Raw genomic sequence first — 18,995 nt, 5'->3', positions numbered from 1 at the left:
TAGTTCAGATATTTTGCTTATTCATTTAATTCTCTCGCTTGTCTTAATACTTGTTCATAAAGAGGGAGACTCACCCAATATTGAGCATGATTAATCATCACATCTAACAAGGGTTGGACTTGACTAATTATTCCTCTATTTTTTGCCAATAATAGAATACCTAAAGTCCCAATTACTTGTAATCCTAAATTTTGAGCTACTTGACGTGCTTCGCGTTCATCTAACAAAATTTGCGGTTCACGAGTTTCTAGTGCGAGAGCAATTGCTTCGCGTTCACCATCATCTAATTCTGACGGTATATTGGGTAATATGGTTGAGACTGGACAAACTTGCAACCATTTTTCTGCAATTGCTTGTAACACAAATTCTGAAGCTGGAAATCCTGCAACAGTTGTTTCATCACAGACAGCTTGAGGAATAACAATTTTACCAAATGCAGCTTGCAAGATATCTAGACGATTAATAGCTGCAAAATTTATTAAAGGTGTAGCATTACAAACAACAGTCACAATTTCTAAAAACCTGCATTAATAGCTTCAATATCCTGGGCTAAATCTGCTTCATTATAATGACGTTCAATTTTATGTTTGCCCAAAACCTGCTGAAATTCCCACACAGATAAATTAGCTAAGTGACGCGCTTGAGCAAAAGTAAAAATATTCTGTGCATATAGCTGTATAGCTAACTCTTGGCGGATGGCTGACTCACCTTGACTTAAGGAATCAGGTGATATTTGTAAATTTATTGGTTGAATAAATGTATTCATTGCTCTTTTGCTCACGAACTGAGTTTTTGTAGGTTAGGTTGAGGAACGTAGCCAAATCCCGCAGAGTAACCCACAACTAAACTCATTTTACCTTTTTAGTTAAGCGGCTTACAAGTTCGTAGCTTTTTTAAACGCAAAGTAACGCGGAGGTTAGCGCAGAGTTCCACAGATTATTTCTCAAGTTAATTTAACGCATAATGCAGCACTATCATACGGTGCGTTAAGGCTAGATATCATTTGTTCACACCCCAAATCATACTTAATACTTAACTATCAGGTAGAATGATAATACTCCCAGATAAATAAATTAAGTTATGTCAGCAAAGGATAAATTTCACGATATTGTGAAATTAGCTTTGGAAAAAGATGGTTGGAATATCACAGATGACCCTCTGTATATTGATTTTGGTCAAGTTCAGATGCGTATTGATTTGGGAGCAGAGAAGTTACTTGCAGCAGAAAAGGAAGGTGAAAAAATTGCTGTTGAAATCAAAAGTTTTCTAAATCCATCAGCCATCACGGATTTTCATCTTGCTCTCGGACAATTCCTTAATTATCGTACTGCTCTGAGAGAGAAAGAACCAGAACGTCACCTATATTTAGCTGTTGATATAGAAACTTATAATGATTTTTTTACGCTTACATTTATACAAATTCAAATTCAAGAATTTCAATTAAAGCTAGTGATTTACGATACTGAAATTGAGGAGATAGTAAGATGGATAAGTTAGAAAAATATAGGGAATACATTCAGCAATTTTTGACAAAATATGGTAGTTATAAACCTTCTTATGGTGATGTAGAAGTAGAACAAATATTTGATACTGTACGTGACCATTATCAAATTGTTCATGTGGGTTGGGAAAATAAACGTCGTGTTTATGGTTGTTCAATACACATTGATATCAAAAATGAAAAAATTTGGATTCAATGGAATGGAACAGAGATAAATATTGCAGAAGAATTAGTGGCGATGGGTGTTCCCAAACAAGATATTGTCATAGGATTTCATTCGCCTTATAAAAGACAATTTACAGATTTTGCAGTGGGTTAAGAAGTAAATTAGACATACCACACTCATCATCAGGAAATTTTCATTTGCTAAAAATCGTATCATGCTGACTCAGATAAAAACGGTAGCATATACAAAGATTCATCTTGCATACACTCAGTGACAAATATAAACACAGCTTGTAAAGCTTCCGGTGTTAAAATTGGGTAATTAGCTAAAATTTGCTCTACTGTCCAACCTCTAGCAAATAAACCTAGTATAAATTCAACAGATAACCGTGTGCCTTTTACAGTTGGTTTACCTAACAATATTTTGGGATCAGAATGAATATATTCTCGCCAGTCCATAAAGAATATTTTTTGCTTGTAATAGTAATCTTATTTTATCTTGTGTAAAGCGCATCGCTACCCAACATGGCAAATTCAGAGGTGTGTTGCAGAATTTCTTCCCATGTCCCTTCAAAAACCTGCTGTAGTAAGTGAAAAAACTTAATTGATTCTTTTGTCTTTTAACTTGATTCGGTGAATCGGGAGGGCGATCGCCTTGACGATATAGATTGAATGAAAATTGCGATCGCTTTACAGTATAGGTTAAATTACATAATTTTATTTTTAACTGCCAAATTCAGTAAACTGACGTATATAGGGTTCATGAAATGCTAAAATAATATCTTGCTTAGGTACTCCCATTTCTACTAATTGATTAGCAATTCCAACTTCAGTACCATCATGTTGAATCCAAATTTTTCCATCTTTGATATCAAGATGTAAAATACAACCAAAATCCCGTTTATTTCCTCTCCAACCGACATAAAGTAATTGATAATGGTCTTGCTGCTCGTCAAAAATCGTTTGCACCTCATACTCTTCGTAATTTCGTGACATTGAAGCTCTCTTTTGTCGTTCCAAAAGAATCTGCCGAATATATTGTCGATATTGCTCTACAGCCATTGACTAATAACCTCTTCTTCTACATCGTAAATCATCAGTCGTAATTGATATTTTACAACTGCCGATATAATAAATTTTCGTTGAAAAAAAGTTTCATAAACAGGCAATCTTACAGCCAAATAAAGCAGACGTTCTGGTTCAATTGTATCTAAAGCATCCCGATAATTTAAAAATTGTCCCAAGGCTGTATGAAATTCGGAAACATTCGATGGACTAATAAAACTTTTAATTTATACCGCTATTTTTCGTCCTTCTCTCTCTGCTCCTAAAAGTTCCTCTGCTGCTAAATCAATCTCAAAATCGACATCATCAATATTAATTTCGTAGGGGTCGGCTGTAATATTCCAGCCGTCTTTTTCTAAAGCATTTTTAACAACATTATGAAATTTATCTTTTGCCATAGGGGTTTACTATGCCGACAATTAGGCTATTTTAAACCAGACTTATACAGGACTTACGTAAGTGTCACAATTGATAGTTGGTGCGTGACCACATAAAGAATATGCCAGTTGTGTAAGCATTCAAAAATGATAATTCATTCGGCTTTAATTTCAAATGAATTAATCATTTCCTCAACCACATCTAAATATTTGTTATATTCTTTCTCTTCTGCTGTATAGGTGATGAAGTAAGCCTTGCCATTTCTGAGTGTACCGATTTCCATTGCTTGCAGCTTACATTCCCCATCTTGGCGAGTGTAAGTTAATTGATAAGCCGGAAATTTTGATAGTGTGGTTGATGGTTGAGAAGCATCCGTAATTTGTTGATTCGGATTATTATTTTGGATTTGTTTTAATGCTTCACTTTTAAATTCATCCAGAGATAATAATTTTTTAGGTAGTTCATGACTATTGATCACAACTTCTAAAATACATTTACTTTCCTGATTCTGATTCTTTGGGACAAATTTAATCACCTCATCCTCAAAATCTCCCCCAGGAGGTTTAATTAGTTGCCAGTCGGCTGAAGGATATTTAATTGTAATACCAGTATTTACGCCATCATAAGTTGTAAATGTAGGTTTTGGTTTATTCAATTGGGAGAAAATCCAGAAAATTACAGGTGTAATTAATACTAATAAACCCGCACCAAACCATAATTTTTTCGGTGAATACTTCCGAGATAAAGTTTTTATAGCTTGCAATACTTCATTAACTGATTGATAACGCTGACGGTAATCGTAGCGCACCATTTTATCAATGATATTTGCTAGTTTAGAACTAACTTGAGCATGATTGCGCCAGATAATTTCACCTGTTTTTGAATCTGTGGGAAACCCTCCAGGGTAGGGATTTATGCCTGTTAAAGCTTGGATGGCGATAATTCCGACTGCATAAATATCACTCTGAAAAGTTGGTTTACCATTGGTTTGTTCACTTGGTATATAACCATGAGTACCAACAGCAACAGTCAAACTTGTTTGTCCTTGAGCATTAACAAACTGAGTGGTAACTTCCTTAACTGCACCAAAATCGATTAAAATAATTTTGCCGTCAGATTTGCGGCGGCGAATATTTGAGGGTTTAAGATCCCGATGAATTAATTTCTGTTCATGAACAAAATTTAAGACTTCTAAAATATCTTGTAAAAGTTGAATTACGATCGCCTCACTCAGCTTTTGACCAGTAATTAATTCTTGCGCTATGTCGTGACCTTCTATATATTCTTGTACTATATAAAATTGTTGGTTTTCTTCAAAGAATGCCAAAAGTCGGGGAATCTGGTCATGAGTTCCTAACCTTTCTAGTTTTTCGGCTTCGGTGTCAAACAATCTTTTAGCATTCGTCAAAGTATATAAACTGACAGACATTGGTTTAAACTGCTTGACGATACACTGAGGAGTCCCTGGTCTTCCTGTATCAATGGCTGTGTAGGTAATGCCAAATCCACCTTGACCAAGTTGTGCTGTAATTTGGTAGCGTCCACCGAGAATTTGACCTATCATCCCAGTCACCAATGCTTGCTAGAAGTTTTATACCATATATGGGTATGGGATATGGGGTATGGGGCATTGGGCATTGGGCATTTATTAAGATGTTAGGTCAATGTCTTCTTGGTATTTTATGAGCAATTTGGGAATGTAATCATACCCGTCTACGCCGATGATGGGTATTATTTTGGGGCGGTGTTGTTGTAGTAGGTTTTGAAAACTTTCTACACCTATTTGTCCTTGTAAAATTATTAATAACCTTGCTGGTTGTCGCCATTCATTTGAGGCTATTTGCTCTAGGAGATACATTCCTAGACAACCTGTGTAAATGACTGTTTCAAAGTTTTGTAGTTGGTAACTGGCTTCAGCTAGATTCGCTAAATTTCTACCTTGTAAATATAAATCACCGGAAATTTGGGCTATTTTGAAGCCTTCTTCTAGATATTGAATGGCATTTTGTGGTTCTTGAATTACTAAATATGCTATGCCTAAACTACTTAGACATAGGGCTTTACTTTGAATATCGCCTAGTTTTTCTGTTAATTTTAATCCTTGTTCTAAATAGTTAATTGCCATTTCATAGGTTTCTGGTTCGGCTTGTTCCAGTTGTTGCGCTTGCATGACTTCGCTGTAGCCTAAGTTAACTAAGGCGTTGGCTTCTCCTGTTTTATCGCCTGCTTGTCTACTTAACATTAAGGCTCTTTGGCTCTGATTAATGGCTTCAGAATAATTTTGCTCTTGTACGTAAGTCCGGCTGAGGTGATTGAGGTTGGCAATTTCACAGGGGCGATCGCCTGCGTTTCTGGCAATTTCTAAGGCTTGCTCATGAAACTTGATAGAACGTTGATATTGACCTAAAGCACGCTGGGAATACCCTAAAAGGGTCAAAATTCGTGCTTTTTCCTGAGTCATCGCCACTTTGCGTAATGGCTCGTCTAAATAATCTAAAGCATCGCGTAAATAACTGCCAGAAAAGGACGCGAAAATACCACCATATAGAGGAAAATAGGGGCGTTGAGCAAAGGTGCGTAAAATTTGGAGCATGATTTGTGATGCGCCATTACTGTAGAGTGTCTGGCTTTGGAAACCACTTGCTAACTGACTCCAAATGACTGCAAAAGTTAAAAAAGTAGAAATCGACAGTTTTGAACCAGCTTGAATGTTGTATGGTTGTTGGTCAAACCAACTTACTAAACCCCGTTGTAAATACTGCAAAATTAAGGCTATTTCTACCCAATCACTTAAGCTAATAGTGCTGTGCTGTTGAGCAAAGGGAATGGCAGATTGTTCTACCGCTAAGGTGCGTAATAATGTTTGCGGTAACTCACTATTCACTTTTTTCGCCCAAGTAGCCCAAGGGCCAGTTTCTCCTGGTACACCACCAAAACCCAAGGCTTGATTCTGCTCATACATCCAGCTAACTAAATGTTCTTGTAACCTTTGCCAAGCTGTTAACCCACGGGTAATTCCCTGGGATATCTGCGCTATATCTTCGCTAAACTGGGAAAATTGCTGCAAAGATTTAGATAGTTGCTGTAATTGCGCTGTGTTAAGTGGTTCTTTGAGGTTGGGATCAATCAGACGTAAAAATGTGGCTAGACGTTCATCTGTGGCGGCTGTGGTAATTTGTTGAGATGCAGAAGCGATCGCTTCCGTGGCTTTATTTTGTTCTCTATATCTTTGCCATTGCGTTTGAATTGTCTTAATTGCCCGTAAACTCCGGTTAGCCTTGGCTTGTTTGAGTTCATCTGTTTCGCTATCTACTTGAGCTTGGATGGCGTTGAGGCGATCGCTCAAACCTAACTCAAAGATTTCTCCCGTACCTGCCAAGATATTTTTTTGCAGCATTTGATACACCATCTCCACAGAGCTAATTTTCCCTTGGAGGGTGAGTTGAACAATTTCATCAATCAGGGCGAGATAGCGATCGCGCAATGGCAATGAGTCAGACACTTTAGTTAATAGAGAACTTCACTTCCCATTTTAGTGTGAGGCGAGGTACTAGTACAAAAAGCCGAAAGTGAAAAGGCAGGGGAGCAGGCTTGCCCTGAGCGAAGTCGAAGGGGAGCAGGGAGCAGGGGGAGAAAATCACCCACAAAAGGCGTTAGCAGATCGGTATGGAGTACAGCTTTGAAGCTTATCTTTTTCGTTAAAGGAGACTTATGTTGCTTATTTATCCAACACCAAAGCCTGTGTACTCTCGCACATAGGGAGCTTGGAAACCTAAGACAATATCTTGTTTAGGAATACCCATATTCGCTAATTCATGGGCAATTTGCAGTTCGGTTGAGTTATGTTGTATCCAAATTTTTCCATCTTTAATATCTAGATGCAATACACAGCCATGCACTCTACGATCACCATCCCAGCCTACGTTCATCACCTGATAATGGTCTTGCTGAATATCGAAAACAGTTTGTGATTCGATTTCGCCGTTGGCGATGGGGATGGCAGTATAGTTTCTCAGGATTTCTTGAATACACTGGCGATAATGCTCTAGTTTATCCACTGTACAATCACCTCTTCTATTGGATTGTAAATAAGTCGCTTAATTTGATATCTTTCAACCGAAAGCTGGGCAAATTCACGTTGAAAAAATGACTGATGCACAATAACTGGAATCGCTAGATATAGGGTGCGTTCAGGTTCGCTTAGTTCTAGAGCTAGACGGTAGTTGAGAAATTGACCTAGTGCTGCATGGTAATCTGTAACAGGTGAGTCACTTAGAAAAGTTTTAATTTCAACGGCAATTTTTTCATTGTTTCGTTCAGCAGCTAAGATTTTTTCTGCCCCTAAATCTATTTCAAACTTTGTTCCACCCACTTCTATTTTGAGCGGATCGCTAGTGATAATCCACTGTTCTTTTTGTAAAGCGTTCTTTACTGCTTGATGAAACAGATCCTTTGCCGCCATAGCATATATAGTTCTTTTGTCTGCTAGATTGTTCTGGTATGTCTGTCATACTGTCTTTTACTTATCTTGCCTCACTTCATCTAGAATTGATTGTTTTTCCCTAGCCCAATGAGTGATCATTTCTTCAAGTGCTTTGCTTTGATCTGTTTCAGTAGCAGCGCAAATAGTTTTAAATAGTAATGCTAGGTCTTTTGGTATGTAACCAGAGATTAATCGATAGTTGGGATCTCCTCTCTTACCTCGCAGATTTTCAGTCATAGAAGTTCATCAGCATAGATATTAAATCTATGGTGACATGAACCCAGACAATAGCAATGTATTTTCTTGGTCTGTGTTCATGTACATTTGTCATTCTATCAGCAAGTACACCAGTACACAATCCATCATGCCCAATTGGGATAGTGTTTTCCCAAAGACGGATAAATCATTAGTTAGCTAAGTTCTACCCAATCCCCAATCCCCAATCCCCAATCCCTTATCTCACCAACTGCGCGGCGGAATTAAAGAACTGACGACATAATCCTTTAGTAATTAAAACTGTGGTGAGTAAATTGGCGAAAGCCACCATGAAAATAATCAAAATTTCGTAAGATACAGCCTCTAGGGGTGTAATCCCAGCTAGTAACTGTCCCGTGGTGATTCCAGGGATTGCTACCATCCCCACCAAAATCATCTGGTTGATAGTTGGTAGTAAGGCGGCGCGGATGGCTTCTTTGCGGTACTGGTTGGTAGCTTGTTGGGGAGTAGCACCTAAACTTAAATGGGTTTCGATTTCGTTGGGAAAGGTGTTCATACTATTCACTAAACGTTCCCCAGCGATCGCAGCTGCATTCATCCCATTTCCTAACACAATCCCCGCCAGGGGAATAATATAACGCGGTTCGTACCATTTATCTGGTTGAATGATTAAGAAGTTGGTGTAAACCAGTGTCATCAGGGTACTCACAAAAATTGCACCCCAAACTAAAGGCAATACACCAGGAATCTTTTGACTGATCCGATTTCGTGCGACAATCGCCGTAATTGTCAGCATGACAACTAGAGCCGCTAAAACAGCCCAAGGATTGCCCACAGCAAAGATGAAGTCTAAAACGTATCCCAAAACAGCTAACTGTAGGATAGTTCTACCGGTAGCGATCGCTAAATTTAACTCTAATCCCAATCTTTCCCAAGCAGATATCCCAATAGCGATCACCATCAATCCTACAGCGATCGCTAAATCTACCAAATCTAACTTGATTAAATCTTGCATGGGTGGTTTAGGGGTTTAGGGGTGTAAGGGTTTAGGGGTGTAGGGGAAGAAAAATCCAATTCCCCATGCCCTATGCCCCATGCCCAAGATAGTCAGTTTACAAACAGGCACTCATAATTTACCACTGATGCACGTTTTACCCATAGAATTATTGCGGTAATAATCCTTGCTTTATAAGTATCTCAGGCGACAGTCTTGACAAGCTTTTTTGAGAATAAATTCCCTTAGCAAGAATTGACAGTCGGTGTGTATTCTTTGTATCTTCAGACTAAAATGAAAACTTATGATCCAAAGTATAAATTCTGTCCCTGCCTTTGATATCAAGCAGCAATACACTACCCTAGAGGCTGAAGTTAGTGCTGCTGTTGTAGAGGTTCTAGCATCCGGTCGTTATATTGGCGGCCCCTTAGTAGAAAGTTTTGAACAGCAATTTGCTAGTTATCATGGTGCAACTGCTTGTGTAGCTTGTAACTCTGGTACTGATGCGTTATATTTGGCACTACGTGCATTAGGAATTGGTGCGGGTGATGAAGTCATTACCACCCCTTTTACATTCGTCGCTACAGTAGAAGTAATTATTGCTGTCGGTGCAAAGCCAGTATTTGTAGATATAGATGCGACAACATTTAACCTAGATGTACAGCAAGTAGCAGCAGCTATCACACCTCAAACCAAAGCGATTATCCCAGTGCATCTATTTGGACAGCCTGTGGATATGACAGCATTGATGGCGATCGCACAATCTCATAATATTGCTGTAATTGAAGATTGCGCTCAATCGACAGGCGCGATGTGGGATGGTAAAAAAGTCGGCAGTATAGGACACTTTGGTTGCTTTAGTTTTTACCCTACCAAAAACTTAGGGGCTTGCGGCGATGGTGGCGCAGTTACCACCAATGATCCAGAGTTGGCGGCTAAGGTCAAAATTATTAAAGAGCATGGGCAAAAAAATCGCTATCAATATGAAGAAATCGGCGTAAATAGTCGTTTAGATGCCATACAAGCGGTAATATTGCAGATTAAGCTGCGTTATTTAGAGCAGTGGAATCAACAACGTCAGGCGATCGCAGCCTATTATCAACAATATCTCAGTCAAATTCCTGGCATCATCGCACCACAAACATTAAGTGGCGGTGTGAGCGTATGGAATCAATATACTATTCGTGTATTGGGTGCAGGCAGTAACGGTAATACCGCCACACAGCGTGAATTGGTACGCAACCAACTCCAAGAAAAAGGGATTGGTTCAATGGTTTATTATCCCTATCCTTTACATCTGCAACCAGCATATCAACACCTTGGTTATCAACCAGGGCAATTACCAGTAGCCGAACAAATTTGCCATGAGGTGTTATCTCTACCCATGTTTCCAGAACTCACAACTCAGCAGCAAGACCAGGTAATTTATGCTTTAAAAGATATTTTATCTTAGGGACTGGGGATCGGGCATGGGGCATGGGGCATGGGGCATGGGGCATGGGGGTTGGGGGTTGGGGAGTGGAGAATTTCACTACTCACCACTCCTGACTCAGCACTTCACTACGCACTCAGCACTCAGCACTCAATACTCAGCACTCAATACTCAGCACTCTCGTATTCGCTAAAGCTTCAACTAAACCGCGTACAGCAGCAATCATCGCCACTTCGCTGTTGAGTTGGTTAATTGCAGAACCAACACCAACACCAGCCGCACCAGCTGATATGGCTAGCGGTGCAGTAACGTTAGAAATACCAGAAGCACACAATACTGGTACTGAAACAGCACGAGAAATTTCATAGGCTGCGGCTAAGGTGGGTGCAGCTTTTTCAATTAATCCCAAGCTTCCAGCGTGAGAGGGCTGGCTGCTGGTACCGCCTTCAGTTTGGATGATATCTGCACCAGCTTTGACTAATTCTTCAGCTAGTTGTACTTGTTGATCCAGTTCCAGAATATGGGGAACAGTTACAGATAGGGTGATTTCTGGTAATAAAGCGCGGGTTTGATGTGTTAAAGCTAAGACTTCCTCGGCTTCAAATCTGCGTCCTTGAGCGTAAAAACTATCAAAATTCCCGATTTCAATTAAATCTGCACCCGCAGCGACGGCGACGACGAATTTTTCTGGTTCTACTGCGGAAACACAAACAGGTAAGTTAATCAATTTTTTGGCTAACTTTACTAAAACAGGATCAGCAGCAATATCTACGAAAGTTGCACCACCAAGTTCAGCTGCTTTCACAACGGCTGCGACACGATCAGCGTCAAAGTTGTGTAAACCGCTAATCACTTTCAGGACACGGCGGTTAGTAAATGCACTTTGTAGTGTAGAAGGCATTGCCATAGTTGTAATCTTGAAGCTACGAAAATAACGTCTATTTTACCCCCACTCTCAAGATGACAGGACTATATTCTGAGGAAAATTTTCGTAAAAATTGATCAAATTATCACTGTAGTGGAGTATGAGCGTAGAAATAGCCTTTCGTAGACATAGCTCCAGTACACAACTAGTTATATAAGATACAATTTTCTACGCTAATACTTGGTTAATAAGAATAATTCAGAAGTTAACTTCCCAACTTCTTGACAAAATCAGTAAGGTAAATATCACAAGATTGAGCGATATTTATCAGAAAAGTAGCAAGTTATAGGAAAAATTATTAAGGATTATTGTAGTTTTATATCCCCCATAATTTATCAATGGTCAATTCAACAAAGTAGAAGATTATCTAACCTTTTAGATAATCTTCTCTTAACCTAAATTACTAATAAATACCTAAACTATTTTCAGTAATCTCACAGAAGTTTTTAATGCGTTACAGAATTACTATTTAGTTTATATAGCCAAAATATATTATATCTTTATAGAATCACAGTGATGAAACGACGTTTTTTAATTGGGTATTCATTTCTATTTATTGCAGGATGTACAGCAACTAAAAATACTAGTAATAATAGTTCATCACAAGTATCAAATTTACCAAAATATCTAAAACTTGCAGTTACAGATGTATCAGGAATTAATGAACTGCAAAGAGATTTTGGAGAATTTAGTACAGTTTTAGAGGATATATTAAAGATCAGAATTGAATTATTTCCTGTGGAAAATCCTACCGCCGCCGCACCAGCATTGTTATCAGGAAATTTAGATATTGCATTTTCCGGCCCATCAGAGTACCTAATTTTACATTCTAGAGCTAAGGCAATTCCGATTATTGGTGTGAAACGTAAAGATTACCATACTATTTTTGTAGTGCGTGCGAATAGCAATATTCAAACTTTAGCTCAGTTAAAAGGCAAAACAATTGCTATGCGAAAAATTGGCTCAACATCTGGACATATCGCGCCTACTGGTTTATTGATAGATGCGGGATTAAATCCAAAAACTGACTACAAAACAGTCATGCTAGATAATAAAGGAGGCAAAGCCTTGAAAGCAGGTGAAGTAGATGCTTGGACTATATCATCTGACCGATATAAAAACGTTTTAGAATCGGAAGGCTTGTCTGAGAAAGATTTCAAGATTATTTTCAAGGGTCCCGAACTTCCAAGCGATGTATTTGTTGCTAGTAACCAATTAGCAAATAACGTAATTGAAACCTTGCGATCGCAGATGCTAAAAAATCAAGAGCGACTCATTCAAAGTATGGTCAAAGCTCAAGCCAATCGCAAGTATGTAGATAGCCAAATGGTTATAGCAAACGATGCTGATTATAAGACAATTCGAGAAGTTTATCAAAAAATCGGACAAGACAGCTTTATTAAATAATGTCCATCTAAATTCATGATCAAACGTCGCTCCATTACATTATTCAACCATATTTTAACTAGTCTGACTAGTTTGACAAACAACTGGAGCATTACTAGAAAAATTGGCTATAGTTACACCTTTGTAATCGGTACTACATTACTTGGCACGATCAGTGGCTCATTAATTGCTTATTATTATGAAATATCTGCTTATAAACAACTTAATTTAGCTTATCAACAACAATATCTTTTAAAAAACTTAGAAAATAATGTAAATAGAGCCAGAATTCATCCCCAAAGGCTTATTCTTGTACTAGATGATTCTGTGTGGTTAGAGTTTGAAAAAAATAGATTTATCTCGGACATTCAAGATATCAATCAGCAGTTAAATGAAATAGATAATTTTGTCAAAAATCATCCCTATGATTTAGCCTTAAATTATCAAAATTTCCAAAATATATTAAAAGTATATAGGCAAAACACATCATTATATAATCAAAATATTCAATTATTATGGCAAGAGATTTCATCTCAAGACTCTAACGATTTACCTTTAAACAAGCTATTACTATTTATCAAGCATCAAGAAAGTATTAATATTAATGTCAAACTTGAACAGACATCAGATGAATTACTCCAAATGATTGTTCAAGCAGAAAGGCAACAGCAGCAAGCAAATACTAATTTTAAAGATGCCAGGAAATTAAGATTAAAATTAATAAGCATTAGTATGTTATTGTCTACTGCGATCGCTGCAATTATTGCCATAGTAACTAGTAAATTAATTGCTCGTCCGTTACAAACAGTAACTAGTATTGCTAGAAAGATTACACAAGAATCGAACCTTGAACTGAGAGCTAATATTCATACACATGATGAAGTAGGAACACTCGCGAGTTCTTTAAATCAATTAGTAGAATGGGTTGGTGATTATACTGAAGCACTGGAAATTGCACGCCAAACTTTAGAACAAAGAGTAGAAGAACGCACTCAAGAACTGCAAGAAGCTCACCAAACTTTAGAGAAAAGAGTAGAAGAACGTACTGAGGAGTTACGAATCACATTACAAGAATTGCAAGAAACCCAAGGACAATTAATTCAAACCGAAAAAATGTCCTCTCTTGGACAAATGGTTGCAGGTATTGCCCACGAAATCAATAATCCTGTTAATTTTATTTATGCTAATGTCGAATGTGCAAATAATTATATTAAAGATTTACTACACTTAGTTGACTTATATCAAGACTCTTATCCTCACCCAGACCAGATTATCTCAGAAACAATGGCAGAGATTGATCTCGATTTCATTCACCAAGACTTATTAGATATACTAGCTTCGATGAAAATGGGCGCGCAACGTATTCGAGAAATTGTCTTATCTTTGCGTAACTTTTCACGTCTCGATGAAGCTGATATGAAAGAAGTAGACATACATGAAGGAATTGATAATACTCTCTTAATTCTCAATCATCGGTTTAAATCAGATATTAAAGTCATAAAAAATTATGGTGAATTACCTTTATTACAGTGTTATCCAGCCCAACTTAACCAAGTATTTATGAATATCATTAATAATGCGGTGGATGCAGTCTTAGATTGTCCAGAACAGATTAATAAACAAATAGTAATTTCTACCAATAACCTCAAAAATAGTCATATTCAAGTTGAAATTCAAGATAACGGCTCAGGTATTCCTCCAGAAAATATCAAAAATTATTCGATCCCTTTTTCACAACTAAACCTGTTGGCAAAGGGACAGGCTTAGGTTTAAGTATTTGTTACCAAATCATTGAAAAACATCAAGGTAAAATAGAAGTATATTCCACATCCAAACAAGGTAGTAAATTCGTCATTTTCCTGCCATTACATACGAAAAAAGCTACAATCGTAAATGCCCAACCTGATCAAGAGCTTATTTCGGTTTTGCCTAAAAAGTGAGCTGTGTAGTGATGATTTCTAACTTTGGGTTAATATTTCTTTAATTTTCTCAAAAACAGATGACAATCTATTTTTATACTGTCCGTGAGGAATATGGCTGTTTCTCTAACTTCTCTCTTCACGGGTTTATGTTAGATGATTTGTACTGGTATACAAGTGAACATTATTTTCAAGCCCAGAAATTTTTAGAGACATTTCATCTAGAACAAATTCGTCAAGCACCAACCCCGAAAGCCGCAGCAGAAATGGGAAGAGATAGAAAACGTCCTTTGCGTTCTGATTGGGAGCGAGTCAAAGATGATGTGATGCACAAAGCCGTCCTGCAAAAATTTACAACCCATGCAGATATTAGAGAAATCCTGCTGTCTACAGGTGATGAGGAAATAGTAGAAAATTCGCCGATTGACTACTATTGGGGTTGCGGTGTTGATGGGAGTGGTAGAAATATGTTAGGGGTAATTTTAATGGAAGTCAGAAAGCAACTACGCTCATAGAGAAAACATCAAAACAAACAATGACTTTGAATTAATATTTTTGATGTTATATCTGATTCCAGAAAAGACTGAATGTCAGTAAAATATTATTTAGTTTTTAGGGTTAACAAGAAAATCTCAGTATAGGGAGTTAATTTTTAACCTTATCTCAAGGTACTGTCTAGCACAGTGCCAAGTATATTCTTATAAAATAGCTTATGAGTAGTCTTTTATAGGAGTAGAGAAGTGATGCCTACAATGGCTCCACAGAAAAAGTATTGTAAGTGGTTCTGGGACGAATCACTAGGGGGCGATTTCGATACTTGGGGTACTAGTACCTATTTCATAGAATTAACCCTGGTAGGTAATGATTTGTGTGCTACCAGACAGATAGAAGTTTATGAAAATGGCAACGTCCTATTTTATGATGAAGACCATTTGGCTGATAATTACGGAATGTTGTGTGATAAACCCTTAGACAGTAAAGATTTACAGGAATTTGGCATCACTCAGGCCGAGTTTGAACAGATTTGGAATACAAAAACACCAATGAATAGATGAAACTATATCAATTTCAGCTGGTGACTTTAGCTGTATCGCTCACCAGCCAACATTAAATTCAACTGCGTTAAATCAACAGAATCTGTTACCAAAATAAGCTAATTCGCCTCATCACATAGCTTTTTTGCGCGCATCAAGTTTTTGTCAAAATTCCATAATAATTCCCCCATAACTCAGCCATTTCCAAATAAGTGATACCAATTTGACTAATAACTGCGACAAATAGATTTCCCAAAAGCTTACTAGTCAAGCAGTTCACCATCCGAAATCCCAAATTTAAAATCCAAAATGCTATGAGATAAGTATTTTGGTTTTGGGAACACTATAAGTATCACCACAGCTAGCAGGAATTGGTCAATGTCACAAGGTGAACATCATAACAACAGTAAAAATACGATCCCTGTGGAAGTTGCAAAATATATGAAACAAGTTAGACGCAACACTATTACCCATGAATTTGACCAGGGATTACCAGAAGAACTGCTACTGACTCAAGAGAGTGACGACCAATTATCGGCTGCATCTTCCCTTTTAAGACAAGGAATCAAACAGCAGAAAGCAGGAGATGTCATCGCCGCTATCCAATTTTTCCGGCAATCTCTGGAAATGTTTCAACTAGCCGGCGATGTCCCACAACAAGAGCAAGTCTTATCGTTATTGGCATTAGTGACTTACACTTCTGGCGATTATAAAAGTGCAATTACCTATTCCCAACAATGTCTAGCTTTAAAAAATACCTCAGATCCAGCAGTGCGAATGCAAGTGCTTTCTCATTTAGGGAATGCTTATCGTCATCTCAACAACTACAGCAAAGCCGTTGAATTTCTAGAAGAGTGTTTGAAATTAACCAAGCAACTACAAGACAAACGCAGTCAAGTTGCAGCTTTGAATAATTTGGGATTAGTTTATAAAGCTTCAGGGAACTTTCTTAAGGCCATCGAGTATCAAGAACAAAGCTTAGAAATTGTTCAGGAATTGCAGGATAACTGGGGATAGAACAAGTCCTGAAGAATATAGGTAATGCTTGGTATGCTTTAGACAACTACCCAAAAGCGATCGCCTACTACGAAAAATGCGTTAAAATCGCCATCTCCTTGAATAATCCCCGCAGTGCAGCTCAGGTACTTAAAAATTTGGGTAATGCTTGTTACGCAGTAGGAGATTACGCCAAAGCAATTAAGTATTACGAAAAACGTCTACAGTTAGCTAGACACCTCAAAGACCAGCGCAGCGAAGAACAGTCCCTTGCTAGCTTAGGTGTGGCTTGCGAAGCTTTAGGCGACCACGGTCGCGCCATCACATACTATGAAGCCCGCTTATTACTCGGTAGAACCTTAAAAGATCGTCGCATAGAAGAACAAGCACTTGCCAGTTTAAAAATCGCTTGCTATGCCTTGGGTGATTATGCCAAAGCTATGCAATACCAGCAAGGGACGACAAATCCAGGGGTTTAGGGGTGTAAGGGTGTGAGGGTTTAAGGGTTTAAGGGTTTAAGGGTGTGGGGTGTAGGTTTTCAAAACAGAATGACGCGCCATATGTTTCTGTTTTCTATTCCCAATGCCCAATGCCCAATGCCCGATTCCCAATACCCAATGCCCACTAAAGAATTACGAGTCGTGATGCGTAAAGCCCCCAAGCACAAGGTACAAAACCAAAAAAGTTTTGTGTCTTGTGCGTCTTTTAAGTGGGGGATATAAGTTTCGACTACGCTCAACTGCCGCGAATGGGACAAATTTATTTGTCCGCGAAAAATGATACAATCGAAATTGTCCACAACACAGGCAGAGTCTCGCCGCAAGGGAGGAACCTGTCTCGTAATGGGTGGCAAAATATTGTTTCGCCGTCGGGCAGCCGGTGTATGCTTGCGGTTAGCGTAGCGGCGCGTTAGCGCGGGTAAAGTAATCTGGGATGTTGCTGTATGGATTCGTCCTTTGGGTATCTTGGATCTCCCGATGAAGCAAGAATCCCCCGTTTTTTAAACGGGGGAGTGTCAAAACTGGTACAATTATGGTCTAGTTAATAACAGTATTCAGTAATCACCTGCGTCTGAAAAATATTTTTAACCAGCTATAGATAGCTATAGCTTCAGACAGATTTGCTGGTGCTGACTCCATCAACCAGATTTTCATGAGTAGCGAAATCCAACTCAGCCTTTTTGGCGAACCACCTAGTTTTAACCAAAAAGAGCTGATTCCCACAGATGCTAAAATCCCTGTTCCACCTGGAACTTACGCCAATATAACTGAATTGGCACAGCATTGCAATAATTGCCATCGCTGTGAATTAGGTAACACCCGTACCAATGCTGTAGTCGGGCGGGGTAACTTAAAAGCTCCAATTATGATTATTGGTGAAGCACCAGGACAAAACGAAGACGAAACAGGTTTACCCTTTGTGGGTCGTTCAGGACAGTTGCTAGAACAAATACTGGCATCGGTGGATTTAAATACCGAAAATGATGTGTATATTGGCAACATCAATAAGTGTAGACCACCAAATAATCGAGTGCCGACACCAGACGAAATGGCAGCTTGTCTACCTTATTTATTAGAACAAATTCGCCTAGTTGACCCAAAAATTATTTTGTTAACAGGCGCAACAGCAGTTAAAGGTATAACCGGTGATAAGCGGGGAATTACTAAGATTCGTGGTCAGTGGATAGAGTGGGAAGGGCGTTTATGTATGCCGATTTTTCACCCATCCTATTTACTCCGTAACCCTTCTAAAGAAAAGGGTAGTCCTAAATGGTTGATGTGGCAGGATATACAAGCTGTACGCACCAAATACGATGAAATTCGGCAAAATACTTAAAGCTGTTCTTCAGTAGTGCTAAACGCCGCGCTACTAATAACACCACTCAAATCAATTCAAAATTCAAAATTCAAAATTCAAAATTCAAGAATTGATTACTGAACACTCAGCACTTAGCACTCAGCACTCAACACTCAGCACTCAGCACTCTCTTAGCGGGACTTACACAAAAGTTAAGCCCAAATTTAGCCCAAACTTACGAATTGGTATTAATTGCCGTAATTTAGAATACCTTGATATTATTTGGCTAATAGTTGAGTGATTTCCATTATGAACGAGCAAGAATTGCTACGGGTAATTGAGCAAGCCGCTATAGATAGCGTAACTGAACTCGACTTATCTGGTAACAATTTGACAACTTTACCGCCGGAAATTGGTAAGCTAATTCAACTAAAAAAGCTAATTCTCGGCAAACACCAATATGACGAATATGGTTATCTCGCCTTTCCTATCGGCAACAATCTGAGCTATTTACCTACAGAAATTGGATTGTTAACTCAACTTGAAGAACTTGAGGTTGCTGGTAATCGTTTAACCAGTCTGCCAGAGGAAATTGGTCAACTAATCAATTTGCGGTGGCTTGACCTCCACAATAATCAACTCAGCAGTCTGCCAGAGGAAATTGGTCAACTGGTCAATTTGCAAACCCTCCACCTCGGCAAGAA

Annotated in this window: 22 protein-coding genes and 3 pseudogenes; 13 read left to right on the top strand and 12 right to left on the bottom strand. The window is 38.4% G+C overall.

Translation table 11 applies throughout. The features are described from left to right. Window positions 1-17 precede the first annotated feature (17 nt). Both CV014_RS30435 and CV014_RS16750 read right to left on the bottom strand, forming a co-directional pair. A complete protein-coding gene (locus tag CV014_RS30435) occupies window positions 18-509 on the bottom strand; it encodes a DUF3368 domain-containing protein (protein WP_236143066.1) in 492 nt (163 codons plus the stop codon). Between the two features lie 5 nt (window positions 510-514). Beyond that, on the bottom strand, window positions 515-766 hold the full coding sequence (locus CV014_RS16750; RefSeq protein WP_236143065.1) for a UPF0175 family protein: 252 nt from the start codon (window positions 764-766) through the stop codon (window positions 515-517). A gap of 314 nt (window positions 767-1,080) precedes the next feature. Between CV014_RS16750 and CV014_RS16745 the strand changes: the two genes are divergently transcribed. Further along, window positions 1,081-1,497: a XisH family protein gene (locus CV014_RS16745; protein WP_236143064.1), complete on the top strand. Its 417-nt coding sequence runs from the start codon at window positions 1,081-1,083 to the stop codon at window positions 1,495-1,497. Further along, a complete protein-coding gene (locus tag CV014_RS16740) occupies window positions 1,485-1,820 on the top strand; it encodes a XisI protein (RefSeq protein ID WP_236143063.1) in 336 nt (111 codons plus the stop codon). The genes CV014_RS16745 and CV014_RS16740 overlap by 13 nt, the downstream gene beginning before the upstream one ends. A gap of 59 nt (window positions 1,821-1,879) precedes the next feature. Here the strand turns inward: CV014_RS16740 and CV014_RS16735 are convergent, their stop codons facing one another. The 9 genes and pseudogenes from CV014_RS16735 to CV014_RS16695 all read right to left on the bottom strand — a co-directional run bounded on the left by CV014_RS16735 (window position 1,880) and on the right by CV014_RS16695 (window position 8,823). Continuing rightward, window positions 1,880-2,125 carry a DUF433 domain-containing protein gene (locus tag CV014_RS16735; protein WP_236143062.1) on the bottom strand — a complete coding sequence of 82 codons (246 nt, stop codon included), beginning with the start codon at window positions 2,123-2,125 and terminating at the stop codon, window positions 1,880-1,882. Between the two features lie 264 nt (window positions 2,126-2,389). After that, a complete protein-coding gene (locus CV014_RS16730; RefSeq protein ID WP_236143061.1) occupies window positions 2,390-2,728 on the bottom strand; it encodes a XisI protein in 339 nt (112 codons plus the stop codon). Continuing rightward, window positions 2,719-3,129, bottom strand: a pseudogene (locus tag CV014_RS16725) (XisH family protein). Before CV014_RS16725 ends, CV014_RS16730 begins: the two are co-directional and overlap by 10 nt. A gap of 134 nt (window positions 3,130-3,263) precedes the next feature. Then, window positions 3,264-4,682, bottom strand: a complete 1,419-nt coding sequence (locus CV014_RS16720) for a serine/threonine-protein kinase (protein WP_329608397.1) — start codon at window positions 4,680-4,682, stop codon at window positions 3,264-3,266. A gap of 75 nt (window positions 4,683-4,757) precedes the next feature. After that, window positions 4,758-6,611 carry a tetratricopeptide repeat protein gene (locus CV014_RS16715; protein ID WP_236143060.1) on the bottom strand — a complete coding sequence of 618 codons (1,854 nt, stop codon included), beginning with the start codon at window positions 6,609-6,611 and terminating at the stop codon, window positions 4,758-4,760. 220 nt (window positions 6,612-6,831) lie between these two features. Further along, window positions 6,832-7,167, bottom strand: coding sequence for a XisI protein (locus tag CV014_RS16710; protein ID WP_236143059.1), 336 nt, complete (start codon window positions 7,165-7,167; stop codon window positions 6,832-6,834). After that, window positions 7,155-7,571: a XisH family protein gene (locus CV014_RS16705; protein ID WP_236143058.1), complete on the bottom strand. Its 417-nt coding sequence runs from the start codon at window positions 7,569-7,571 to the stop codon at window positions 7,155-7,157. Before CV014_RS16705 ends, CV014_RS16710 begins: the two co-directional genes overlap by 13 nt. 57 nt (window positions 7,572-7,628) lie before the next feature. Further along, window positions 7,629-7,829, bottom strand: a complete 201-nt coding sequence (locus CV014_RS16700; RefSeq protein WP_236143057.1) for a hypothetical protein — start codon at window positions 7,827-7,829, stop codon at window positions 7,629-7,631. 217 nt (window positions 7,830-8,046) lie between these two features. Beyond that, window positions 8,047-8,823 carry an ABC transporter permease gene (locus tag CV014_RS16695; protein ID WP_236143056.1) on the bottom strand — a complete coding sequence of 259 codons (777 nt, stop codon included), beginning with the start codon at window positions 8,821-8,823 and terminating at the stop codon, window positions 8,047-8,049. Between the two features lie 283 nt (window positions 8,824-9,106). Here CV014_RS16695 and CV014_RS16690 point away from each other — a divergent pair, with 283 nt between their 5' ends. Then, entirely contained in the window at window positions 9,107-10,255 is a 1,149-nt protein-coding gene (locus CV014_RS16690; RefSeq protein ID WP_236143055.1) for a DegT/DnrJ/EryC1/StrS family aminotransferase, read from the top strand. Between the two features lie 16 nt (window positions 10,256-10,271). Further along, a complete protein-coding gene (locus tag CV014_RS16685; protein WP_236143054.1) occupies window positions 10,272-10,427 on the top strand; it encodes a hypothetical protein in 156 nt (51 codons plus the stop codon). Here the strand turns inward: CV014_RS16685 and CV014_RS16680 are convergent. Then, entirely contained in the window at window positions 10,392-11,141 is a 750-nt protein-coding gene (locus CV014_RS16680; protein WP_236143053.1) for a DUF561 domain-containing protein, read from the bottom strand. The two genes, CV014_RS16685 and CV014_RS16680, sit on opposite strands and share 36 nt — an antisense overlap. A 534-nt stretch (window positions 11,142-11,675) precedes the next feature. Here CV014_RS16680 and CV014_RS16675 point away from each other — a divergent pair. From CV014_RS16675 to CV014_RS16630, 9 genes and pseudogenes are all read left to right on the top strand, one after another. Beyond that, complete coding sequence (locus CV014_RS16675; RefSeq protein WP_236143052.1) at window positions 11,676-12,566, top strand: phosphate/phosphite/phosphonate ABC transporter substrate-binding protein; 891 nt, start codon at window positions 11,676-11,678, stop codon at window positions 12,564-12,566. Between the two features lie 15 nt (window positions 12,567-12,581). Further along, window positions 12,582-14,485, top strand: a pseudogene (locus CV014_RS16670) (ATP-binding protein). Between the two features lie 59 nt (window positions 14,486-14,544). After that, window positions 14,545-14,979, top strand: coding sequence for an NADAR family protein (locus CV014_RS16660; RefSeq protein WP_236143050.1), 435 nt, complete (start codon window positions 14,545-14,547; stop codon window positions 14,977-14,979). Between the two features lie 228 nt (window positions 14,980-15,207). Then, window positions 15,208-15,519, top strand: a complete 312-nt coding sequence (locus CV014_RS16655) for a hypothetical protein (RefSeq protein ID WP_236143049.1) — start codon at window positions 15,208-15,210, stop codon at window positions 15,517-15,519. Between the two features lie 357 nt (window positions 15,520-15,876). Further along, a pseudogene (locus tag CV014_RS16650) lies at window positions 15,877-16,973 on the top strand (tetratricopeptide repeat protein). Between the two features lie 81 nt (window positions 16,974-17,054). Then, a complete protein-coding gene (locus tag CV014_RS16645; RefSeq protein WP_236143048.1) occupies window positions 17,055-17,216 on the top strand; it encodes a hypothetical protein in 162 nt (53 codons plus the stop codon). 430 nt (window positions 17,217-17,646) lie between these two features. Continuing rightward, complete coding sequence (locus CV014_RS16640; RefSeq protein ID WP_236143047.1) at window positions 17,647-18,330, top strand: uracil-DNA glycosylase; 684 nt, start codon at window positions 17,647-17,649, stop codon at window positions 18,328-18,330. Between the two features lie 91 nt (window positions 18,331-18,421). Next, window positions 18,422-18,592, top strand: a complete 171-nt coding sequence (locus CV014_RS16635) for a hypothetical protein (RefSeq protein ID WP_236143046.1) — start codon at window positions 18,422-18,424, stop codon at window positions 18,590-18,592. A gap of 8 nt (window positions 18,593-18,600) precedes the next feature. Next, window positions 18,601-18,995, top strand: a 395-nt coding sequence (locus tag CV014_RS16630; RefSeq protein WP_329608396.1) for a leucine-rich repeat domain-containing protein, incomplete at its 3' end; no start/stop codon positions are given.

The organism is Nostoc sp. CMAA1605, assembly GCF_021596505.1.
Classification (GTDB): domain Bacteria; phylum Cyanobacteriota; class Cyanobacteriia; order Cyanobacteriales; family Nostocaceae; genus Trichormus.
Note: the sequence above shows the minus strand (reverse complement) of the source record. Positions and strands in the feature narration are given on the sequence as shown.

Coding starts and splice junctions, on each gene's coding strand:
- CV014_RS16750 (WP_236143065.1), bottom strand. CDS start 766: ATGAATACATTTATTCAACCAATAAATTTACAAATATCACCTGATTCC.
- CV014_RS16745 (WP_236143064.1), top strand. CDS start 1,081: ATGTCAGCAAAGGATAAATTTCACGATATTGTGAAATTAGCTTTGGAA.
- CV014_RS16740 (WP_236143063.1), top strand. CDS start 1,485: ATGGATAAGTTAGAAAAATATAGGGAATACATTCAGCAATTTTTGACA.
- CV014_RS16735 (WP_236143062.1), bottom strand. CDS start 2,125: ATGGACTGGCGAGAATATATTCATTCTGATCCCAAAATATTGTTAGGT.
- CV014_RS16730 (WP_236143061.1), bottom strand. CDS start 2,728: ATGGCTGTAGAGCAATATCGACAATATATTCGGCAGATTCTTTTGGAA.
- CV014_RS16705 (WP_236143058.1), bottom strand. CDS start 7,571: ATGGCGGCAAAGGATCTGTTTCATCAAGCAGTAAAGAACGCTTTACAA.
- CV014_RS16700 (WP_236143057.1), bottom strand. CDS start 7,829: ATGACTGAAAATCTGCGAGGTAAGAGAGGAGATCCCAACTATCGATTA.
- CV014_RS16695 (WP_236143056.1), bottom strand. CDS start 8,823: ATGCAAGATTTAATCAAGTTAGATTTGGTAGATTTAGCGATCGCTGTA.
- CV014_RS16690 (WP_236143055.1), top strand. CDS start 9,107: ATGATCCAAAGTATAAATTCTGTCCCTGCCTTTGATATCAAGCAGCAA.
- CV014_RS16685 (WP_236143054.1), top strand. CDS start 10,272: ATGGGGCATGGGGCATGGGGCATGGGGCATGGGGGTTGGGGGTTGGGG.
- CV014_RS16680 (WP_236143053.1), bottom strand. CDS start 11,141: ATGGCAATGCCTTCTACACTACAAAGTGCATTTACTAACCGCCGTGTC.
- CV014_RS16675 (WP_236143052.1), top strand. CDS start 11,676: ATGAAACGACGTTTTTTAATTGGGTATTCATTTCTATTTATTGCAGGA.
- CV014_RS16660 (WP_236143050.1), top strand. CDS start 14,545: ATGACAATCTATTTTTATACTGTCCGTGAGGAATATGGCTGTTTCTCT.
- CV014_RS16655 (WP_236143049.1), top strand. CDS start 15,208: ATGCCTACAATGGCTCCACAGAAAAAGTATTGTAAGTGGTTCTGGGAC.
- CV014_RS16645 (WP_236143048.1), top strand. CDS start 17,055: ATGTTTCTGTTTTCTATTCCCAATGCCCAATGCCCAATGCCCGATTCC.
- CV014_RS16640 (WP_236143047.1), top strand. CDS start 17,647: ATGAGTAGCGAAATCCAACTCAGCCTTTTTGGCGAACCACCTAGTTTT.